19 protein-coding genes are annotated in these 19,233 nt (G+C 63.3%); 10 read left to right on the forward strand and 9 right to left on the reverse strand.

All coding sequences use genetic code 11. The features are described 5' to 3' along the window. Nucleotides 1-92 precede the first annotated feature (92 nt). Entirely contained in the window at nt 93-2,177 is a 2,085-nt protein-coding gene (locus tag H6718_27135) for a PD40 domain-containing protein (protein MCB9589118.1), read from the reverse strand. A 251-nt stretch (nt 2,178-2,428) separates the two neighbouring features. Here H6718_27135 and H6718_27140 point away from each other — a divergent pair, with 251 nt between their 5' ends. The 3 genes from H6718_27140 to H6718_27150 are packed head-to-tail and all read left to right on the forward strand — an operon-like array spanning nt 2,429 to nt 5,082. Continuing rightward, a complete protein-coding gene (locus tag H6718_27140) occupies nt 2,429-2,905 on the forward strand; it encodes a hypothetical protein (GenBank protein ID MCB9589119.1) in 477 nt (158 codons plus the stop codon). A 28-nt stretch (nt 2,906-2,933) separates the two neighbouring features. After that, entirely contained in the window at nt 2,934-4,583 is a 1,650-nt protein-coding gene (locus tag H6718_27145; GenBank protein ID MCB9589120.1) for a formate--tetrahydrofolate ligase, read from the forward strand. A 4-nt stretch (nt 4,584-4,587) separates the two neighbouring features. Continuing rightward, the gene (locus tag H6718_27150) at nt 4,588-5,082 is read left to right on the forward strand and encodes a hypothetical protein (protein MCB9589121.1); all 495 of its coding nucleotides are present in this window, start codon (nt 4,588-4,590) and stop codon (nt 5,080-5,082) included. On the opposite strand, the gene H6718_27155 is transcribed toward H6718_27150, so the two are convergent. Continuing rightward, entirely contained in the window at nt 5,075-5,644 is a 570-nt protein-coding gene (locus H6718_27155; GenBank protein ID MCB9589122.1) for a hypothetical protein, read from the reverse strand. The two genes, H6718_27150 and H6718_27155, sit on opposite strands and share 8 nt — an antisense overlap. A gap of 215 nt (nt 5,645-5,859) precedes the next feature. Between H6718_27155 and H6718_27160 the strand changes: the two genes are divergently transcribed. Further along, nucleotides 5,860-6,711: a GNAT family N-acetyltransferase gene (locus H6718_27160; protein MCB9589123.1), complete on the forward strand. Its 852-nt coding sequence runs from the start codon at nt 5,860-5,862 to the stop codon at nt 6,709-6,711. Between the two features lie 14 nt (nt 6,712-6,725). Here H6718_27160 and H6718_27165 read toward each other — a convergent pair whose 3' ends face one another. The 3 genes from H6718_27165 to H6718_27175 all read right to left on the reverse strand — a co-directional run bounded on the left by H6718_27165 (nt 6,726) and on the right by H6718_27175 (nt 9,282). Continuing rightward, nucleotides 6,726-7,838, reverse strand: a complete 1,113-nt coding sequence (locus tag H6718_27165) for a PD40 domain-containing protein (GenBank protein MCB9589124.1) — start codon at nt 7,836-7,838, stop codon at nt 6,726-6,728. 120 nt (nt 7,839-7,958) lie between these two features. After that, nucleotides 7,959-8,672: a hypothetical protein gene (locus H6718_27170; protein ID MCB9589125.1), complete on the reverse strand. Its 714-nt coding sequence runs from the start codon at nt 8,670-8,672 to the stop codon at nt 7,959-7,961. A gap of 4 nt (nt 8,673-8,676) precedes the next feature. Continuing rightward, complete coding sequence (locus H6718_27175) at nt 8,677-9,282, reverse strand: TetR family transcriptional regulator (GenBank protein MCB9589126.1); 606 nt, start codon at nt 9,280-9,282, stop codon at nt 8,677-8,679. 127 nt (nt 9,283-9,409) lie between these two features. Here H6718_27175 and coaD point away from each other — a divergent pair, with 127 nt between their 5' ends. The 3 genes from coaD (at nt 9,410) to H6718_27190 (ending at nt 12,335) form a co-directional block, all read left to right on the forward strand. Then, nucleotides 9,410-9,991, forward strand: a complete 582-nt coding sequence (gene coaD / locus H6718_27180; GenBank protein ID MCB9589127.1) for a pantetheine-phosphate adenylyltransferase — start codon at nt 9,410-9,412, stop codon at nt 9,989-9,991. Between the two features lie 142 nt (nt 9,992-10,133). After that, nucleotides 10,134-10,658, forward strand: a complete 525-nt coding sequence (locus H6718_27185; GenBank protein MCB9589128.1) for a biopolymer transporter ExbD — start codon at nt 10,134-10,136, stop codon at nt 10,656-10,658. 51 nt (nt 10,659-10,709) lie between these two features. Beyond that, nucleotides 10,710-12,335, forward strand: coding sequence for a PD40 domain-containing protein (locus H6718_27190; protein ID MCB9589129.1), 1,626 nt, complete (start codon nt 10,710-10,712; stop codon nt 12,333-12,335). 4 nt (nt 12,336-12,339) lie between these two features. Here H6718_27190 and H6718_27195 read toward each other — a convergent pair whose 3' ends face one another. Together H6718_27195 and H6718_27200 are read right to left on the reverse strand one after the other, a co-directional pair. After that, nucleotides 12,340-13,188 (reverse strand): class I SAM-dependent methyltransferase, encoded by an 849-nt coding sequence (locus tag H6718_27195; protein ID MCB9589130.1) that lies wholly within the window; start codon nt 13,186-13,188, stop codon nt 12,340-12,342. 64 nt (nt 13,189-13,252) lie between these two features. Then, a complete protein-coding gene (locus tag H6718_27200) occupies nt 13,253-14,371 on the reverse strand; it encodes a DNA/RNA non-specific endonuclease (protein MCB9589131.1) in 1,119 nt (372 codons plus the stop codon). A 331-nt stretch (nt 14,372-14,702) separates the two neighbouring features. Between H6718_27200 and H6718_27205 the strand changes: the two genes are divergently transcribed. Further along, nucleotides 14,703-16,418, forward strand: coding sequence for a von Willebrand factor type A domain-containing protein (locus H6718_27205; protein MCB9589132.1), 1,716 nt, complete (start codon nt 14,703-14,705; stop codon nt 16,416-16,418). Nucleotides 16,419-16,510: 92 nt separating this feature from the next. On the opposite strand, the gene H6718_27210 is transcribed toward H6718_27205, so the two are convergent. Continuing rightward, the gene (locus H6718_27210) at nt 16,511-16,909 is read right to left on the reverse strand and encodes a DUF814 domain-containing protein (GenBank protein ID MCB9589133.1); all 399 of its coding nucleotides are present in this window, start codon (nt 16,907-16,909) and stop codon (nt 16,511-16,513) included. A gap of 599 nt (nt 16,910-17,508) precedes the next feature. On the opposite strand from H6718_27210, the gene H6718_27215 reads away from it, so the two are divergent. Together H6718_27215 and H6718_27220 are read left to right on the forward strand one after the other, a co-directional pair. Continuing rightward, nucleotides 17,509-17,829 (forward strand): four helix bundle protein, encoded by a 321-nt coding sequence (locus tag H6718_27215; protein MCB9589134.1) that lies wholly within the window; start codon nt 17,509-17,511, stop codon nt 17,827-17,829. Between the two features lie 81 nt (nt 17,830-17,910). After that, nucleotides 17,911-18,189, forward strand: a complete 279-nt coding sequence (locus H6718_27220) for a hypothetical protein (protein ID MCB9589135.1) — start codon at nt 17,911-17,913, stop codon at nt 18,187-18,189. Between the two features lie 790 nt (nt 18,190-18,979). Here H6718_27220 and H6718_27225 read toward each other — a convergent pair. After that, complete coding sequence (locus H6718_27225) at nt 18,980-19,213, reverse strand: hypothetical protein (protein MCB9589136.1); 234 nt, start codon at nt 19,211-19,213, stop codon at nt 18,980-18,982. Nucleotides 19,214-19,233: the final 20 nt, after the last annotated feature.

Genomic DNA, 19,233 nt, shown 5'->3' on the forward strand with positions numbered 1-19,233 from the left:
CGCCTCGACCCGGCGTCCGGCACGCGTCCTTCGGGCAACATGGAATGGCCCAAATTTGTTCGACGCCGCCACGCGAAGTGCGGCGCCTCGTTTCACTTGGGGATCTGATCGACGCAGACGTTGTTCACGCACTCACGCTCATCGCAGCAATCAGCGGAGCTTGAACAGGTCTCGTTCAACTTGCGACATTTCTCCGGCGGAGGCGGAGCGCAGACCAGGGTGCCATTCGTATCCGGCCGGCAGTCGCCGCCGCAGCACTCACCATTGACCGTGCAGGAGTCACCATCCTGGCGGCATGCACGGGGCGCATAGAACGCGGCGATGTTTTTGTGCTGGGGATCTTGCCCCGGCAACCAATACGGCACGTGACTGGGATCCACGGTGCCGTCCTTATTGATGGCAGCAACCCAGAGTTGCTGACGCTGAGTGCCACGGGTACCGGCGGTTGCGTTTCCGTAGTCGCGCCGCGAGAGGAAGACGACCCAGTAGTAGCCGCCCTCATCGAAGGGCGAGAAGTTCGGCTGGAAGTTGTCAACACCCGCACCACACGCTTTGTCGAGACGGAGCACGTTGCTGCCGTCTGCGTTCATGATGTAGAGCGCCGAGACCTTGCCGTCCGGCGCATCACTGCGAGAACCGGTTCCGTGCGCAAACACGACGCGCGCTGAGTCAGGAGCCCAGGTGGGGTAGCTGTCGGCGACGCCACCTTCGGGTTGAGCGGAAAGCGATGAGCCAACGTGGATCTGGGTGACACCGCCAAACGTATCCGGTCCGGTGACATCGAGGAGCGAGATGTTCCCCGAGGTCAGCTGCCCGCCCCAGTTGTCCGGCTCGGAGACGAACGCGATCTTGCTCCCACTCGGCGACCAACTGGGCTGCAATCCGTGCGGCAATGTCCCGGTTACCGATACCTCAGTGCCAGCAAACGGATCGTAGATCTTGATGTCCCTCGTTGAGTCGGCTTGGAAGCTCACAACCAAACGGGTGTCGTCGGGGCTCCACGAGCTATCCCACCACTTTAGTGAGCCGTCGTTGATGGGCCAGAGGGAAGGTGCCGGACTACCGGTGAGGTCAGCGGTGAGATCGAAAACGCCGCCGATGTTGTTACCCGGACCCAAGCGACCGGCCATGTAGCGACCGCTGTTCGAGACGGAGTGGCAACCGATGCAGTTCTGGCCCCCACCGGAGCTGGCCGGTGGGGTCGGCATGAAAGAAACCGCGGTTCCCGTACCGTCATCGATGCGCTTGATTCGCGTATCCTGGATGTCCCAGTAGTAGACGCTGCCGGTTAGAGCGCCCTTCGCGAAGGTGACGTTTGCTGGGGCGTCAGCCTGAATGGCTTCGTTCGCTGCAGAGTCCCAGCGATCGACGGTGAACGCAGCCGGATCATCCGGATCGGTCTGCGCGATGCTTCGCCAAGCCGCTACATCCACCAAGTAGTCGTTGTTGAAACCCGCACCGGAATGCAAGACGTACGCGGTGACCGTTGCATGCGGCTTGGACAGCCGCACTCGGAAGATGTCGTTCGGCGCGCCGTTCAACCACTGAATATCCGCAGGGTAAACATTCTGAGGCATCACCGCCTGGTCGAGGGGATACACCAGACCAGCGGCACGGGTCGCATCCTGAACCAGCGTGCCGAAATGAGTGTCGGAATCCATTGGCGCGCCGCCCGCGAACAAGGTGCGGTCGAGGTTGACCGTGATATTCGCCGTCGCGCTGACCGAGGAGTTGTCTGCCAGGGTCGCGGTCAGAACGGCGGCGCCGCCCACGATGCCGTTCGCCGTGAAGACGCCGTTTGCAGGGTCGATCACGCCGAGGGATAGGGGGGAGAGGGAGAGATCAGCGTCGGTGATGTCCTTCGTTCCTCCCCCTTGGAGGGTGGCGACGATGCGAAAGGTCTGCGTGGGCTGAGACCCATCGGTCGATGTCAGCGTCGCGGAAGGCGGATCGATCGATAGAGCGGTAATGACGTCGCCGCCGCCGTCTAGGAAGCCGCCGCTCCCGCCGTTGCCAACACCAGCCGTACCGCCGCTGCCGCCTCCGCCGACGCCGCCGCTGCCTCCGAACACGCCATTTCCGCCACCAACCGTGCTGCCGTCGTCGGAACCACAGGCCCCCAGCAGAAAACTGGGAAAACACAGCGCAGCGAGCACCCCGAACTTCAATGCCTTCACATGCAGTAGTCTACCCAATCCCAGCCCGGCCGTCGCCAAACGACCGTTCAAGCGAGTACTACGAAAGCAACCGGCGGAATGAGCCATCACACCTTTGAGCACCGTTCGCTCGGTGGTGCGTGTCAGCAAAGATTGCGAGCCGAACGTCAACCAACGCACTGGCTGCGCGGCCTTCACGGCCCGACCTGCCCGGAATAGGCTGCGACGCGCATCCGTTGCACTGGCACAACGGATGCACCGGAGGGCTCATCATGCAGCGCGATCGACTCAAGGCTTCCCTCAAGCATCTCGGCATCGACCCCGACGACTACCGGGTGATCAAGCTCCTCCCCCTGGTCTATGTGGCCTGGGCTGACGGCAAGATGGAGGATGTACAGGTCGAGCGGATCCACTCGCTCGCCGCTCGTCACTTCGAGCTCAGTGCTGGAGGAGCGCACGTGCTCGACGGCTGGCTGAAGCAGCGGCCTTCGAAGGAGTACTTCAAGGAAGGCCTCCACGATCTGCACCTGCTGTCCACTGCGGAAGACGACATGGAAGTGGACTTCAGCGAGCTGCCCCAGCTGCTGGCCTACTCAGAGGCAATCGCACGCACGACCGCGGGCGCACTGGACCAACCCGAGGCAGTAAACCAGGACGAACGAGCGGCGCTGGAAGAAATCGCCAAGGAGTTGATGGTCGACTCCGGGGAGAGCTGGGCGGAGCTACTCGAAGAACTGGGTGACGCCTAAGCAGTCCTTCTCGTAGTAGAAGGTCGACATGAATCACCCCTCTGGCGCGCCACTGCAGCGCGCGCTCAGCCGACTTGGAGTACCGCCTGAGGCAGTGCGCTGGTACGGCACCGACATCGCGAAGCTCGATCCCGAACGACTGGCAAACGTTACCGCGCGGCAAGGTAAGCTGGTACTAGTAACCGCCCTCACCCCCACCCCCGCGGGCGAAGGTAAGACCACGGTCGCCGTGGGCCTCGTGGACGCGCTCTGTCGGCAGGGTATCCAAGCAGCGGGCGCGCTGCGAGAGCCCTCGATGGGACCGCTCTTCGGGCGCAAAGGCGGAGCCGTCGGCGGTGGCAACGCACGCGTCATCCCCTCCGAGCGCATCAACCTGCACTTCACTGGGGATATTCACGCCATCAGCGCGGCCCACAACCTGCTCTCCGCGGTCATCGACAATCACGTCTTCGCAGGCAACGCCCTCGAGCTCGATCCCTCGAAGATCCTCTGGCCACGCACGCTGGACATGAACGATCGTGCGCTGCGCAAGCTACAAGTTGGGCTCGCGACTCGCCGTGGTCCGCAGCGCGAAGATCGCTTCGTCATCACGGCAGCCAGCGAGGTGATGGCGGTCCTCTGCATGGCCAACGGCCCCCAAGACGTTCGCGAGCGGCTGGGTCGAATCGTGATCGGTGAAAATATCCGCAGGGAACCGGTTTTCGCGGAACAGCTGGGCGTACACGGCGCCATGGCGGCAGTCCTTCTAGATGCGCTGTCCCCAAACTTGGTGACGACCTTGGAGGGGAACCCCGTGCTGCTTCACGGCGGCCCGTTCGCCAATATCGCCCAAGGCACTAGCTCCTCCATTCAAACCCGGCTCGCGCTCCGCCTGGCCGACGTGGTGGTGACTGAAGGCGGGTTCGCCTTCGACCTCGGAGGCTTCAAGTTCATCGACCTTGTGGGTCGCAGCCAGGGCTTCGCCCCTCACGTGGTGGTTTGCGTGGTGACGATCCGTGCGTTGAGGCACCACGGTGGTGCCGATTTCGCCCAAGGGCCCAACGCACATGCAGTTGCCGCGGGGATCGAAAACCTCGAGGCCCACTTGGACGCCTTGCGCGGACTTGGCATCGAAAGACCCGTCGTGGCGATCAATCGCTTCCCTGATGACTCAGAACAGGAGCTCGAGTTGCTCCGCCAGCGCTTGGGAGAGCTCAACGTCCCGTGCGCAGAGGCGAACGTCTTCACGGCTGGGGGAGCAGGAGGCGAAGAGCTCGCAACGCGCGTCAGCGAGTTGCTCGCCGCCCCTGCGCCCAGCATCCGCCACGCCTACGCAAGCGACGACCCACTAGAGCTGAAGCTGGAGCGCATAGCCACACGGATATTGGGAGCCGAGTCAGTCGACCTAAGTCAGGCGGCCCAGGCAGACCTGGAGCGGCTTCGCCGCTGGAACCTCGATGGGCTCCCGGTGTGCCTTGCAAAGACGCACCTCTCAATCAGCGATGACCAAACTCTAATCGGCCGCCCGCGCAGTCACACGTTGCACGTCACTGGGCTAGATGTGTCGAACGGCGCTGGTTTCATCGTCGCCCGCTGCGGGCCCATCTTGACGATGCCGGGGCTGCCGGAACGACCCGCAGCGGAAGACGTCGACATTCGACTGGTCGACGGAACTTGGCAGGTTGTCGGGTTACATTAGCGAGGTGCAATCCGAGCAAGCTGAGTTCCAGGACCGCCCACCGAGGAACGTCTGGATCCGACCGGTCTGCCTGGCGCTGATCGCGGCCCTGTTGCCACTCGACTGGAAGCGCGTGGAGTACGGTGCCTGTAACGGTCAGCCCGGGACGGTCTACGTCAAGAGCGGCTGGGAACTCTTGGCTGGTCCACCGATCTGGCTCTTGCTGGGGCTCGGTGTGCTCACACTGTTTCTGCTCTGGCGGAGCGTGCGCATCGATCCCGCGTGGAGGCTGTTCCCGGCTACCTTGGGGCTCTTGGCCAACCTCGCGGCAGGCTTCATTGTGTTCATGGCAGCGACGTTCGAGATCTTGGCCAAGCCGCGCATCTTGTGGGCCGGCTTCGTCGTGCTCTCTAGCGCCGCCACCCTCGTCGTCGAAGGCCTGGTTCGTTTCTTTGCGGAAATAGCATGCCTAGTGCGACGTCGACGGCACGCCAAGCAGCAGGCCGCGCCGCCTACTTAGAGGCTTCGGGTTCGCCGAACTCCGACTCGACGATTACCAGAGAGTTTGGCGGCGGTTCGTGCCGAGTCACGCGCACCGAAGGCTTCACTGCTTCGCAGAGCTCGAGTAGCTGCAGCATGTACGCTCGCATGATCGATACATGTTCCTGCAGCGCGAGGCCCCAGCCCGACACGACCACGGTCGCCATCGGCGGATTCCACTGCACGTCGAGTTCACCGGTGTTGTGGTTGAGCTTCCACAAGCCTGGCAGTGCTCGCAGGGTGCGAACGGGCTCACGGGGCTTGAGCACGTGCCGGTAGGCGCCAGTGAGCTCTGCGAGAGCGAGCCCGCGGCCGAGCATCTCCCAGTTTCCGCTGACGAGCTCGCCCATCGCCTGTGTCAGGCGATGGTGATCTGCACCTGGATACCAGTGAGTCACGATGACGCGTTCATCCAGGTAGTGGTGCAAGTCGGGAGGCAGCACCTCAAGCGCGCGGGCGCGGTTCTGCCGCATCAGCTTGATCATGGGCAACACGATGCTGCCCTTGGCAGCGACGTCCGGCGCGATGCGAGCATCCCCCACCTGAGAATCTTCCAGCGGGACTCGCCCCAGGTCAACTGGCCCAAGCAACGCGAGCGTGCATGTATACGCTTGACGCCAGCAGATAACTAGTTGATCTAGTCAACCATATGAGTCCAAGGACATCTGGACGGGGCGAATCCCCACGCGCTCCAACGCAAGAGCCTCAGGTGGCTCAGCTGCGCGAAGCATCCCGCACGGTATTTAGAGAGCTCGGGATGCTGGACAGCAAGCTCTCGGATCTTGGGGTGACGCCTGCGCAGTGCCACGTCCTGATCGAGCTTGGGCACCATGGGGTGCGAACCGCGAGGGAGCTGTGCGACAGCCTCCAGCTGGACAAGTCTGGTATTTCCCGCGTCCTTTCCTCGCTCAAGCGCGCGGAACTGATCAGCGAGCGAGACGCGACCGATCGACGCAAGCGGCCGCTGGTGCTGTCGACCAAGGGCAAGCAAAAGTTGCGGCGCATCCACGACTTTGCCGATGGGCAAGTGAAGAGCGCCCTCGACGACCTGAGCGAAGAGACTCGACAGAGCATCGTGGAGGGCATGGCCAACTACGCCCGAGCGTTGCAGCGGGCCCGCTCGCGCCGAGAGTTCGAAATCCGGCCGTGCCGTGCAGACGACGACCCCGACATCGCCGGGATCATACGTCGCGTCATGCCGGAGTACGGCGCGGAAGGCCCTGGATATGCCATCAACGATCCCGAGGTGGATCACATGTCACAGGCCTATCGAGGCAAACGCGCGGCGTACTACGTGGTCACGCGTGAGGGACGCGTCGTCGGCGGAGGAGGCTTTGCGCCCTTGGCCGGGGGTGAGGGCAAGACGTGCGAGCTGCGCAAGATGTACTTCCTCCCGGAAGCACGCGGTCACGGCGTCGGGCGACAATTGCTAGTCCGTGTCCTGGAGCAGGCCAAGGCAGCGGGGTTCACTCACTGCTACCTGGAGACACTGGAGCACATGACACGGGCACGCGCGCTCTACCGTTCCCTCGGCTTCCAGCCGCTGGACAAGCCGCGGGGTGCCACGGGCCATTTTGGCTGCGACAGCTGGATGCTACTCGAGCTCTGAGAGAAGCGACCGCGCTAGAGCTTGGGCTTTTCTGCGAAGTAGAGATTCCAGTCCCCGTCACGCGCGCTGTTCAGAATCATCGTGCAGCCGTCCGCAGAGACCCACGATGGGACATCGCGCAACGGGCTGTTGAGCTCTTCCACGAGTTCAATGGAGTCAAACCCGGTGGCGGCACCGCTCGCTCGCGCGACGTAGATGTCAGAAGACCCCTTCGCGCCCGGGAACGAGCGATCCGACGAGAAGTAGAGCGTCTGCGCCCCGTGCGCGACCGGGTTCGCATCGTTCGCGGTGGTCGAGTTCAACGCATCGAGCGCCTTGGGCGGGTCGAAGCCACCGTTCGCTGCGGCTGAGGCTACGAATAGGTCGCCTCCACCGATTCGCTCGGAGCTGAAATAGATCAGGCTAGCGTCACTCACGAAGCTCCCCATCCAGTCCGAATAAGTTGTGTCGTTTAGATCAGGCACGCCCTTGGGATCCAGTGCGGCTTGGTTCGCCCAGTCGGCAGAAAAGATGTCCCAGTGGGAGCTAAGCTGACGCGAGAAGTAGAGCGTCTTGCCGTCCGCACTAAACCACGGCGCGTCCGCGTTGTTCGAGTTGATGGCTGTCGGGAGCGGATCCGGCGTCTTGAACGCCCCCGTGGGCAGGTCGCGCGAGGCGTGAAACAGGTGAAAATGAAAGTCGCCGGTAGGCGAACCACCGTTCAGGCCTCGGGCACTTCCGAAGTAGATTTCGAGGCGGTTCTCCGAGAGCCAGGCGCGCGATTCGTGACTCGCGCTGTTCACGCCATCAATCTTGTAAGGCGTCCCCCAGGCCGCTGCGGTGTCGCACGGAAACGCCCCGCCGGCACCTGCGCTTCCACCGCTGCTACCCCCCGCACCGGCGCTGCCCCCCGAAGCACTACCGCCAGAACCGGAGCTGCCTCCGGATGCCGCACTGCCGCTCGAACCCGCACTGCCTCCCGACGCGCTGGCGCCCGAGCCGCTCGTTCCCCCGACGCTCCCTCCAGCGCCTGCTGCGCCACCGGTCGAGTCATTGACGTTGACCGCCGTGCTCGAGCACCCAACCAAAGAAGCACAGCCTAAGACGGAAGCAACGAGCAGCGCCCGGACCGAGACCTTGTTAAGCACCGGCGGGAGTCTATGAGGCGCCCGATGTCAGTCAAGGCGGCTCGTGACAACGCGACTAGCAGCACCCTGCCTAGACTAACGACGTGGCAACATGCCGCGGAAACGCACGCCCGCTCCTGCCTACATCGGTCCGCCACCTGCGCGTTCGTACTGGGCGAGCTCATGTCGCAAGTTGGCTCGCGCACGCTCCCCGAGCCCGTTCTCGAATGCTTCAGTAGAGAAGATGCGCGGCTCCCCGTCGGCCTGCCCTGGATGGGATTCCCCATCCCGTGTCTTCCCCAGCATGCCCCGCAGCCACGCCATGCGTCCGAGATCAAAGGCTCCTGGCGGTAGGTAGCTGTATTCCTCACGGATACCATCCAGGTAGCGCTGGTAGCCCGATTCGTCAGCGCCCAATATGGAGAGATCGCAATCGAGGAAGTATGCCAAGTCACCCGTCGCGGTCCCGCGAAGCTTCAGGTGGTACTGCGTCGCACGGATCAGGTCGCAGGCGTGGTCCACACCTTGGGGTGAGAGCGCACCGGAGAGCAACTCGTGACACAAGTGCGCGCTCCGCACCTCATTGCTCTCCGCGTGTTCACTGCCGACCTCGTAGATCGCATCGTGAAACAGCACAGCCGCGTAGACCTCGGCTTGGCGCTGGAGCTGACTCTTGATGCGGCCAAACGCGCGTGCGACGGCCACCACGTGTCCCAGGTTGTGATAAGCCCGCGGCGGCGCGCTATACGCTTCGGCTAGGCGCTGCCAGCTGGGGTGCTTTGCGGGCACTTCCAGCTGATAGGAGATGGGGGCGAGGAGCTTCAGCTCAGCAAGCCTGGTTTCGTCGTCTGACATGGTCTCACGCCTCCTGGCCTTCGTAGAGTCCGCGAGCGACGCGACGAATGGCCTTCGCCGCGAATCCGCGAGGTAATACATTCGGGGCGGCACACCCAATTTGAAAGCTGCCTTCGATGGCGGCGCTCACCACCGCCGCATAGTCCTTGGCGCCGCGAGTCGACGCACCACGGGCACGCAGCACGTCGCTGAAAAGCCGACGTAGCTCACCCACGCGTTCTTCCAAAGCTTCGCTGTAGAGCGCGCGAACATCCGTGTCGTGAAGCGCCTCAGCCCCGATCTGCACCCAGGAAGCGACAGCACTCGCGTCGCTAGCGTCATCGAGCGCCACATGCGCATCGATGTACGCCTCGAGAGCGCGCTCAGGATCACAGGCTTCACCCAAGCGGCTCCGATAGCGCGCCTCGAGGCCTTCTTGCAAACGCTCCACCAGCGCCAGCAAGATCTCGTGCTTGCTTCCGAAGTGGTAGTGGATCAGCCCCGAACGAAGCTCCGCCGCTCGGGCAATTTCGCTGATGGTCGCACCTTCGTAGCCGCGCTCCGCGAGCACGCGGGCGAACGCCTCCACGATCTGCCCGCGGCGCTCTTCGGAGTTGCTCGGCCTGCCCATCTTGGGTCTTAGTTTGGTCGCTCAACCAAATTAATTCAAGGCCGCTGCTTGGCAATCCTCCAGGATGAGGTAAATTGGTTACTCAACCAATTTACTATCGCGCAACGAAACGCGCAGGGAGGCCAGGATGTCCAAGGCGGTAGAGAGTGCGCTGGCTGAGCACGGGCTTGAGCCCGTTGGTTCTCACCCCCAAACCCATGGAGAACCTCTGCAGCAGCATCTGCGGAACTTGCGCTCGGAGATCGCGGTGTACAGCGGTAGCTTCGATCCAATCACCTTGGGGCATCGCAGCGTCGTGGAACGAGCACTCCCGTTGTTCGCGAAGGTGGTGTGCTTGGTGGCAATTCACCCCACCAAGCAGCCGCTGTTCACCGGCCCCGAACGCATCCGCCTGATCGCAGAAGCGCTGGCTGACTTGCCGGGGGTCGAGGTCGCCTACACCCGCGGCTACACCGTGGACTTCGCGCGCAGCGTGGGCGCCCGCTACTTGCTTCGAGGGATCCGCGACCAGACAGACGCCGGTTACGAGACAGAGCTTGCGACGCTGAACCATGGGCTGGCGCCGGAAATTTCCACGTGGTTCCTAAGTGCGGATCCGAACCGCTCGGAGATCAGCTCGAGTGAACTCAAGCGGCGCGCCGAGCGAGGAGATTCACTGGATGCGTGGTGTGCGCCGTGCGTCGCGAGCGCCCTGCGCCAGTCGCTTTGAGGTCACGGCCAGGGCTGCGTGCTTGTGCATAAAGTTCCGCGGAGAATCGAACTTCGTTCCCAACCCAAGGCTGCTCTCACATCCGGGGTCTGCCGCACCGGACGGTTGGCACTGAGCCACGACCAAACCTGGAGGCGCACACATGGCAGGCATCAGCGTGGGACATGGATCGAGCAAGCGAGCGTTGAATCACGAGGTACCGCTGGTGCCGTACATCGACTTCTTGCTGTGCTTGATTTCGTTCCTGCTGGTGACCGCCGTGTGGTCCGCGCAGAGTCGCCTCGAAGCGACCGCAAAGTCGCCCGGAGAAGCGGGCGTGGTGAGAGACGAGAAGCCGACGATCTTCCATGTCGACGCGCGGAGTCGTAGCAAGCTGACCTTGAGCTGGCGCAAGGGCGACACGGTGATCAGTCAAATCGACCTGGAAAAGCGCACCAAGGAACGCGAGGGACAGCTCGCCTACGTCGACCTGGACCAGCGTGTAGCCGAGCAATGGAAGGAGTTTGGGATGCACCGCGGCAAAGGCGACGCGGAGCAAGATCTCGCCGTGTTGCACACGCCGGGGGACATGAGCTTCGGCGAGATGACGGCCCTGATCGACGCCATCCGCGACCCCAAGCGCGAAGACGAGCAGACCGCGTTTCGGGTGAGCCTGGCAACCGACTGATCCCGCGCGGTAAAGCCTTGACCGCAGGCAGGCAAGCGGTGACACCAAGGCATGCTTGGCTCACGCATCGCAACCCTCGGTTTGACCCTAAGCGTCATTGCAGCCGCCGCTTGCTCGGCGAGCTCCGGCGACACCAACAAGGTGAGCGGACAGGGCGGCTCCGGCAGCGGTGGCCTGAGTAGCGGTGGGACCGGCGCGATCATTGGCGTCGGCGGGGGCAACGACGGCGGCACCGAAAAAGAGACGATCGTGGTGATCGGCCCAGGCGCGACGGACGACGCTCCGACGAAGTTCGGTGGTGAGCCGGTCGCGGCAGCGCCGGAGTGGGTCTACCCGGAGAGCGGCGTGATCGTGCCGCCGAACATGAACAGCCTCGAGCTGCACTTCATCCCTGGGGGAGGGCAGACGCTCTTCGAGGTCACTTTCCACACGGCTAAACTTGAACTCATCGTCTACATGGGCTGCAACGCGGTGGGGCAAGGTTGTGTCTATACCCCCGACCAAACCTTCTGGGAAAAGCTAGCCGACGGCGCTCGTGGTGCGGCCCCGGTGACCTACTCGATGCGCGGCGTCGATGGTACGAACCCTGGAACGGTGGGCACCAGCGAGGAGCGCCAGATCTCCTTCAGCCTCGAGGACATCGTCGGCGGGCTCTACTACTGGAACGATGCTGGCGTGATCCAGCGCTACGACTTTGGTTACGCCTTGGCCACTGCGGAGCTCTTCTTGACCCCGCAACAAGCAGGCGCCCTGACGTGTGTTGGTTGCCACGCGGTTTCTCCGGACGGAAAGAAGATCGTGGTAGGGAAGGACGTGCCTGCCCCCGCACCCTACACAGAGTTCGACATCGCGACCAAGGCCGCGGTGCAGGGCACCAACGGACCCGTGGCTGGCGCAGGCAACTTCTTCTCTTTCTCGCCGGACGGCGGTCAGCTGCTCTACTCCAACGGGGCATCCATTGGCTGGCGCGACGCGAACAGCGGCTTCGACGTGAATCCCCAGGTCGTCGCCAATGGCACCATGCCGGATTGGTCCCCAGACGGCTCCACCCTGGTCTACTCAGCGCCGAACACGCCGCCCGTGTTCCCAGTCCCAGGGGTCACCGGTGGCAGCTTGTACACCGCACCATTTTCCTCAGGGCAATTTGGTACGGGCACGCTCCTCGTGCAGTCGCAGGGGGAAAACAACTATTACCCAGCGTGGTCACCGGACAGCCAGTGGGTGCTGTACAATCGCTCGGCGAGCAACACGGACTCGTTCTCGAACACCGTGGATGGCGAGCTGTGGGTAGTGCCGAAGGCGGGCGGCGCTCCCACACGCCTGAGCGCTGTCAGCGATCCCGGATGGTCTTCTTGGCCGAAGTGGGCGCCCGGCGTGCACACCGCGAACGCGCACCCGGTGATGTACTTCACCTTCTCCAGCAACCGCGCGTACGGTGTTCGCCTCGCTGCGGGTGGTACGACCCAGCTCTGGATGGCGGCGTTCGATCCCACCAAGGTGGGCAACGGGGACCCTGCAGCACCTGCCTTCCGTCTGCCGTTCCAAGACATCACCACCGGCAATCACATCGCCCAGTGGGTAGCGAAGATCGTCCGCAAGCCGTGTCAGGACGACGGGGCCTGCGAGAGCAACGAGAAGTGCAAGGACGGCGTTTGCGTCCCCGAGCAAGTGAAGTAGGCGCTCAGTTTTTGGCGACCAGGAGCTGCTCCGACTGCAGCTGACGCAGGCCGAGCGCTTGCAGGTAGCGCTCGGTCAGCTCGTCTGCGGAGACGTAGTCCGCGCTCTTGAAGCCGCACTCCTTCGCTAGCGCGCAGATTTCCTGCGGGGAAAAGAAGCTGATGAACGGCGTATTCGATTCCGCCGCCATCGCCTCGATCCGCACGCGGAGGTTCCGCTCCCACTCGCCGAGCAGTTCGTGACGCAACATGTACGTCATGATCAACGTCGAGCCCGGCGCGAGCGCGCTGACCTCTCGCAACGTAGCCACGATGGCCTCTCGCGTGAGGTACATGCTGACGCCCGTGGAGGCCACGATCGCGGGTTGTGCTGTGTTGAAACCCGCCGCCTGCAGCTTCGCCCACCACGACTCCCCTGCTTCAAAGTCCACGGGCACGAAGGTTGGCTGCGCTTCGGCGCTGTATCCGAGATCCTTCAGCCGGTCGCGCTTCCAAGCCTGAGTGTCCGGGTGATCGATTTCGAACACCCGCAACCGAGAGGCCAACTCGGGTCGGCGCTGGCAAAACGTATCGAGCCCTGCCCCCAGGATCACGTACTGCGCTACCCCACGCTCGAGCTCTTCGAGCACTCGGTCTTCGACGAAGCGCGCGCGGGTGATGATCGAGACGCGCCCCATCCCGCTGTCCTGCGGGATCATATCCCCACGGTTACGCCAGTCAGGTCCGGGGTTCGCGAGCTGCAAGCCGATGGTGTCGTTGAAGACGTGGGGCTCCGGATCGATTTCGACGTGCAGCGCACGCCACAGTGCGACGCGCACCGCGGTGTGATCCGGTACGGATTTTTTGCTCGGCATGTTCACTTCCTTCACTCCACTACCTTGAGCGCTCCGCGCTGGCCCACCGAAGCTAGCACGGGCACTAATACTCGGCGGAGTCGTCCTTGCAGGGCCCTGCGAGCTGCGGGGTGAGTTGTTCGTAGTCCCATAGGGTCTCGGCTTTGCGACTCAGCAGAGCTTCCTTCAGCGCAAGAGCGTCTCGATGCAGCCTCGGAAAGAACCGCACGCCGGTCAGCCGCTGAAGTGTACCGGGGGCCACCAGTGCCTTCTGAAGGAAGCTCTTCAGCCTCTGCTTTGGCACCTTGCGTGGCGAGTTCCGAATCAGGAATGCCAAGCCTTCATAGGGACGATGAACGCCAGCGGGGTGCAGGCGGACCACGATCTTGAAGAGGTGCGAAGGCACCGCAACACGCCTCACCTCGCCCATTTCCTCAGGGTAACGTGGTGAGTGCATACGCGGCACTTGTTCTGGTGGGTCCTGGCCTTCAGGCGCATACCAGTCATATACCGCGCCGCTATAGATCAGCAGCGGACCTTTCGCTGCCCACTGCCTGACCAGGTCTTCGAGCACGAGCCACGGCCCGCGATTCGTCGCGCAGTGCTGTGGCGTCATATTCGACAGCAAGAAGGTGTTGAGCATCGCGCTCTCGCTGCGGTTCATGTCGGCGCGGGGCACCAGATGCCCAGTGTCGAAGATCGGCTCTTCGTAGTCGCGGCACTCAGCGCGCACGTCCGGGTCGAGAAGTGGATCCGCACGAAAAGCATCCAGCCGCTCCGCCTCCACGACGTCGTGGGGCTCCAAGCGATAGGCAGTCCAGATGGGGCCTCGCAGCTCCGGGTCGTACTGGATCACGAACTGTTTCAGCACTCGCAGCCGCTGGTGTTCGGTTCGGGGGGGAGGTTCGCCGAATGGGAGATGCGTGGCTAGCGCGCGAGCGCGCTCGGCGCCGTTCAGGAGCAGCTCTTGGTTCGCTGCGTCCACCTCGTCGGATTCGACTCCCCTCCAAGGGCAGTACGACTCCTTGCGCGCGGGCGGCAGCCGGAGCTGCTCCAATTGCTTCCCCGTGGATACGGATGGAGCGGCGCTGGGAACGGGAGACGGCGACGGCTCCGAGGAGACAGGTGCCACGCTGCCCCCCGGAGCCTGGGTCCCGACACACCCCAACAGCAGCAACCCGAGCACGCTCGCCAAACAACGCATCCCCGCACTCTGACGCAGCGTTCTCCCCAAGCGTAGCCCCCAGTCGGCCGCTACGGCGCGACCCGGGGGTCGCCGTGTCAGTATCATTGAAAAGACTGAGAGCCAGACCGCGCTGAACACCACGCGGCCTCTTCTCTTGCCTTTCGTGCTCCCCATTGCCCCAGGTCGTGCGGTCACCGTGCCAGCCTGTGCCGCCAGCAACTTGCAGCGAAATTCGGCTCCCAAATCCGCGGCACGATACTTGAATAGATGCCAGCACCGCCCCACGGGCACCGTCACAACACCACTGACTCTCACGCACGCAACGAGACTTGGTTCTCGGAGGAAACACATGAATCGACTTACTTCAGCCCTCACTTGGGCGGCCACCACGCTCGCGCTATCAGCCGTAGTCGCTTGTGGCTCCGACGCGGGTTCGGGCTCCGGCACCGGCGCAGAAGGCGGCACGGCACCGGTGGGGGGCAATGCCGGCTCCTCCGGCGGCGGGTACGCTGAAGGTGGCAGCTACTCAGCCGGCGGCAGCGGCTACGGCGGAAGCGGCGCCACTGGGGGGAGCGGCGCAAACGGCGGCAGCTACGGCACTGGCGGCAGCTACGGCACTGGCGGCAGCTACTCGGCCGGGGGCACTGGTGGCGGCTACGGCACTGGTGGCGGCTACGGCACCGGAGGCTACGGCACCGGGGGGACAGCAGAAGGTGGCGCCGCCGGGGCTGCACCTGTTCCCCAGGAAAACGACTGGATCGAGACCGCCGTTGAAGACACCTCCACGTTCGGCGCGGACGTCGATACCGGCAGCTACACCAGTATGCGCCAGAGCATCAGTGGCGGCAGCCTGCCCGACCCGCTCGGAGTACGCATCGAGGAGTACACGAACTACTTCCGCTACCAGTACCCAGAGCCCACGACCGATCCTTTCAGCGTGAGCTTCGAGCTCGCTCCGTCCCAGTTCGGCGAGGCGGGTCAGGATCTGTTCCGCATTGGCATCAAAGGCAAGCAGGTGCCTCCCGAGGAACGCAAGCCGGCGAACCTTGTCTTCCTGATCGATGCGTCGGGGTCGATGGCAGCGACCAACAAGCTCCCGCTCATCCAGTGGTCCTTGCGCCAGCTGGTCAAGCGTCTGGAACCGACAGACCGCCTTGGTATCGTGGTCTACGCCGGGGACGTACGCTTCGAGATGCAGCCCACCGAGGTGAATGACAAGAGCGAGATCCTCGATCAGATCAACCGCCTACAAGCGCGTGGCGGGACCAACGGTGCCGCGGGGATTCAAACGGCGTACGCGATGGCGGAGAGCGCGTTTCGCGCGAACGGCGTCAACCGCGTCGTGCTGTGCACCGATGGTGACTTCAACGTAGGGCTAACTGGGGACGCGCTGATCTCGGAGATCGAGGAATACCGCGACAAGGGTGTCACGCTCTCCGTCCTGGGCTTCGGTACGTCCGCAAACGACGCCTTCATGGAGCAGCTGGCTGACCATGGCAACGGCAACTACGCGCTCATCGACAATCAGAACGAGGCGACGCGCGTACTGGGCGAGGACCTGGTCAGCACGCTGCAGGTGATTGCCAAGGATGTGAAGATCCAGGTCGAGTTCAACCAGGACACGGTCCAGCGCTACCGCTTGATCGGCTACGAGAACCGTGTGCTCAATAACTCTGACTTCACCAATGACTCGGTCGACTCTGGCGACCTGGGCGCTGGCCACTTCGTCACGTCATTCTACGAGCTCGAGCGCGACCTGAGCCTGAGCCAAGGCCGCATGGCTACGGTGCGCTTGCGCTACAAGGAGCCCGAGGGCGACGTAAGCACGGAGCTGACCTTTGACTTCGATCTGAGCGCTGCGGCGAGCAGCTTCGACGAAGCCAGCAGCGACTTCCGCTTCGCGGCCGGTGTGGTGGAGTTCGCCGAGATCCTACGTGGCTCGAAGCACAGCCAGGGCCAGCGCTTCGATGACATCCTACAGATCGTCAGCGCGACCCAGGGCGAAGACAACCTGCGCAAGGAGTTCTTCGGACTCGTGGTGCAAGGCTCCCAGCTCAGCCACTGAGTCTAATCGAGCTGCAGTGCTTATTCGAGCTGCAGTGCTTATTCGAGCTGCAGTGTTCAATCGAGCTGCAGTGTTCAATCGAGCTGCAGTGTTTATTCGAGCTCGGGTGGCTCGGCTTCGGGCAGCTCCGGTGCCACACGGATACTCTTGAAGCTACTCAGCTGAACCAAGCCGCGCGGGGCACCGCGCGGCTTTTTTACGTGGCTCGCGGGACAGTAGTGTACTTCGACGCGCTTTGCGTTGCGCGCCTTGGAGAACCATGCGGCTAGCTTTGCGGCGTACTCCAGTACGTCTCGCGGAGGATCTTCCCCTGACTCGGGTCGCTGAATCACGACGTGGCTTCCGGGCGTTCCACCGCCAACGTGGAGCCAGGTGTCTCGCTGCTTCGCGACGCGGAACGAAAGCTCATCGTTCTCTGCGTCACCACGGCCGACGAGGATGGAGAAGCCTTGGAACTCGAAGGTGCGGTAGGGGCGGCCTTTGCTTGCCATCTTTGGTTCGGGTTCTTTGTCGGGATTTCGGTTTGAGGGCAAGGGTTAGGGTTTGAGTTAGCGCTAGCGTTTGGGTTGGCGTGGGTGTTGGGGTTCGTGCGGGCGTTGGTGTCGGGGTTCGAGTTCTTCGAGTTGTGCCAGGACATCGCTAACAGTTGGCCGGGCTTCGGCTGCGCCTGGCCGGCAGACTCTCACATGGCTCGCGGGGCTTCGCTTCGCTGGCCCCGCTGACTTCACAAGACTCGCGGGGCTTCGCTTCGCTGGCCCCGCTGACTTCACATGGCTAGCCGGCTTCGGCTGCGCCTGGCCGGCAGACTTTCTAGCCGGCTTCGACTGCGCCTGGCCGGCAGGCTGCTCGATCAGCGCACACACCAAAGTGTAAGCGATGTCCTGTCCTCAACCCGCGCCCACGCTAGCCCTATCTCGTGCACTAACTCCAACGCTGGCTCTAACCCTAGCTCGCTCACTTCGAGCTTGCCGGCGTGCTCGGCGCTGTCCAGGCCGGGGCCGGGCTGCGCCCGGTGCTCGCTGCGCTCGCAGCCTGGACAGCCCCTGCGACTCGCCGGCGGAGGGATCGGGTGATCGAAAGGAGGTCACCGATGCTCGAAATCTATCCGTTCATTCTCGAAACCCTCACCCTGATCCGTCCGCTCTCCAAGCGGATTTTCCTCGCGGATCCAAGCCTGGCAAAGCAGCTGCAGCGCGCGCAGTCATCCATCGCGCTCAACGTTGCCGAAGGCTCCTACAGCCGTGGGCGCAACCAAGCTGCTCGCTTCCACACCGCCATGGGGTCCGCGCGGGAAACGCTAGCTTGCCTCGAGGTCGCCGCAGCACTTGGTCAAGTCGCGCCGCTGGACCCGGCGCTGCGCAAGCGCTTCGATCGCATCATCGGCACGCTGCATCGCCTCTGCATCAAGTAGCTCACGGTCGGGGGTGGGCGATTGTCGCTCACCCCGGAACGTGAAGCTGCCGATGGGGGCCTCTCCTGCTACAAGGCTCCGGTGACGCCGCGCAAACAAGGGATCCGAGCGCTTGCCGCGGGGCTTTTCTGTTGGGTCGTGAATACGGTGCTCGCGCTGACCCTTGGCATGTACGGGCCAATCCTAATCGTGCTGGGCGCGTTCGGTGTCTTCGCCGGAGTGGCGTTGCTGATCGGTGGGAAGTCCCTGCCGGAGCTGCCAGCAGCCCAGCGCTTGCCAGTCTTCCTCATCGCCTTGCTGATGACGGCGAGTGCAGCTTTCGCGCTCCTACACGTCGCGCGGCGACTCTCTGGGCATTAGTACCGCGCGGAAAATCATCCGACCAACCCAAGCAGCGCCATCGCCAGTCCTAGACGAATCATTTTTACGCGGACATTTTTTCACATCTAACCACAAAGTAAGGGTCATGGCTCCGCGAGCCGTTCATTTCGCTCAGCTTGGCGCGCAACGTCACGTAAGTTTCGAGCTTCGTTGCGGAGCTCTGCTGCTCGTTGAGCGTTCAGCGAGTGGGTCAGGGCCGAAGTCCTCGGGCACTCCCCGTAAGGATTCCTCATGGAAATCACGAGAACCTCCAGCCGTCGTTGCAATGGGACCTGCGGTCCAACGGTGAGTCGAGCGGTCCCTTCGACGTAGTCCCCGCTGTGAAGCTCAACCCCCGGTGCCCAATCGAGGGACGTCTGGGGCCCCGAGAAATCCATACTGCACAAAGAGATCTCGGGGCCCTGTCCGGGAAGCTGACGAACGATTCCAGAGAACCTCCCCGTTCCCGGCTTGACGCTCAGTTCGCCGGTTTCGGTGAGTTCGCTTGCGTTTTCAAGCCGGGTCGCCGCCGCTTCCGCCGCGTCCGCGAGTTCGTACATCTGGCGAACACGACGTTTTTGAGCTCGTGTCGATTCCCTTGCGTGCGGAGGTCGTTGAGGGTCTTTCGCAGAAGTCCTGATCGGCTTCGGTAGGCTGGGCGTGCGCGACGCAGACGGCGACGGCGCACACGCCGTGGTCGCGAGCGCCAACCACACCAACCGTCCAAGCCGACGACACATCTAGCAAGCCTCCGCGTCCAAAGCGTAGAGGTCAACCACGAGCAAGTCAGCTAGTCCGTGCAGACTGAGTCGTCGCACTGCACCTCGTCACCGAAGTTCACACACTCGGAATCGCGGTCGCAGGTCATCGTGCACTTGCCAAGCATGGGACCGGTGGTGGGACACACGAGGTCTTCCTCACAGTCCGAGTTGACGTCGCACTTGTCACCAAAGCTCCCCGAAGCGCAGGCGGTGAGGGGCAGGAACAGAGCGAAGAGAATGAGGGAACGCAGGAGCTTCAGCATGCGGCGAAGTTAGAGATTGG

The organism is Polyangiaceae bacterium (assembly GCA_020633205.1).
In the GTDB taxonomy this organism is placed as follows: domain Bacteria; phylum Myxococcota_A; class Polyangia; order Polyangiales; family Polyangiaceae; genus JAHBVY01.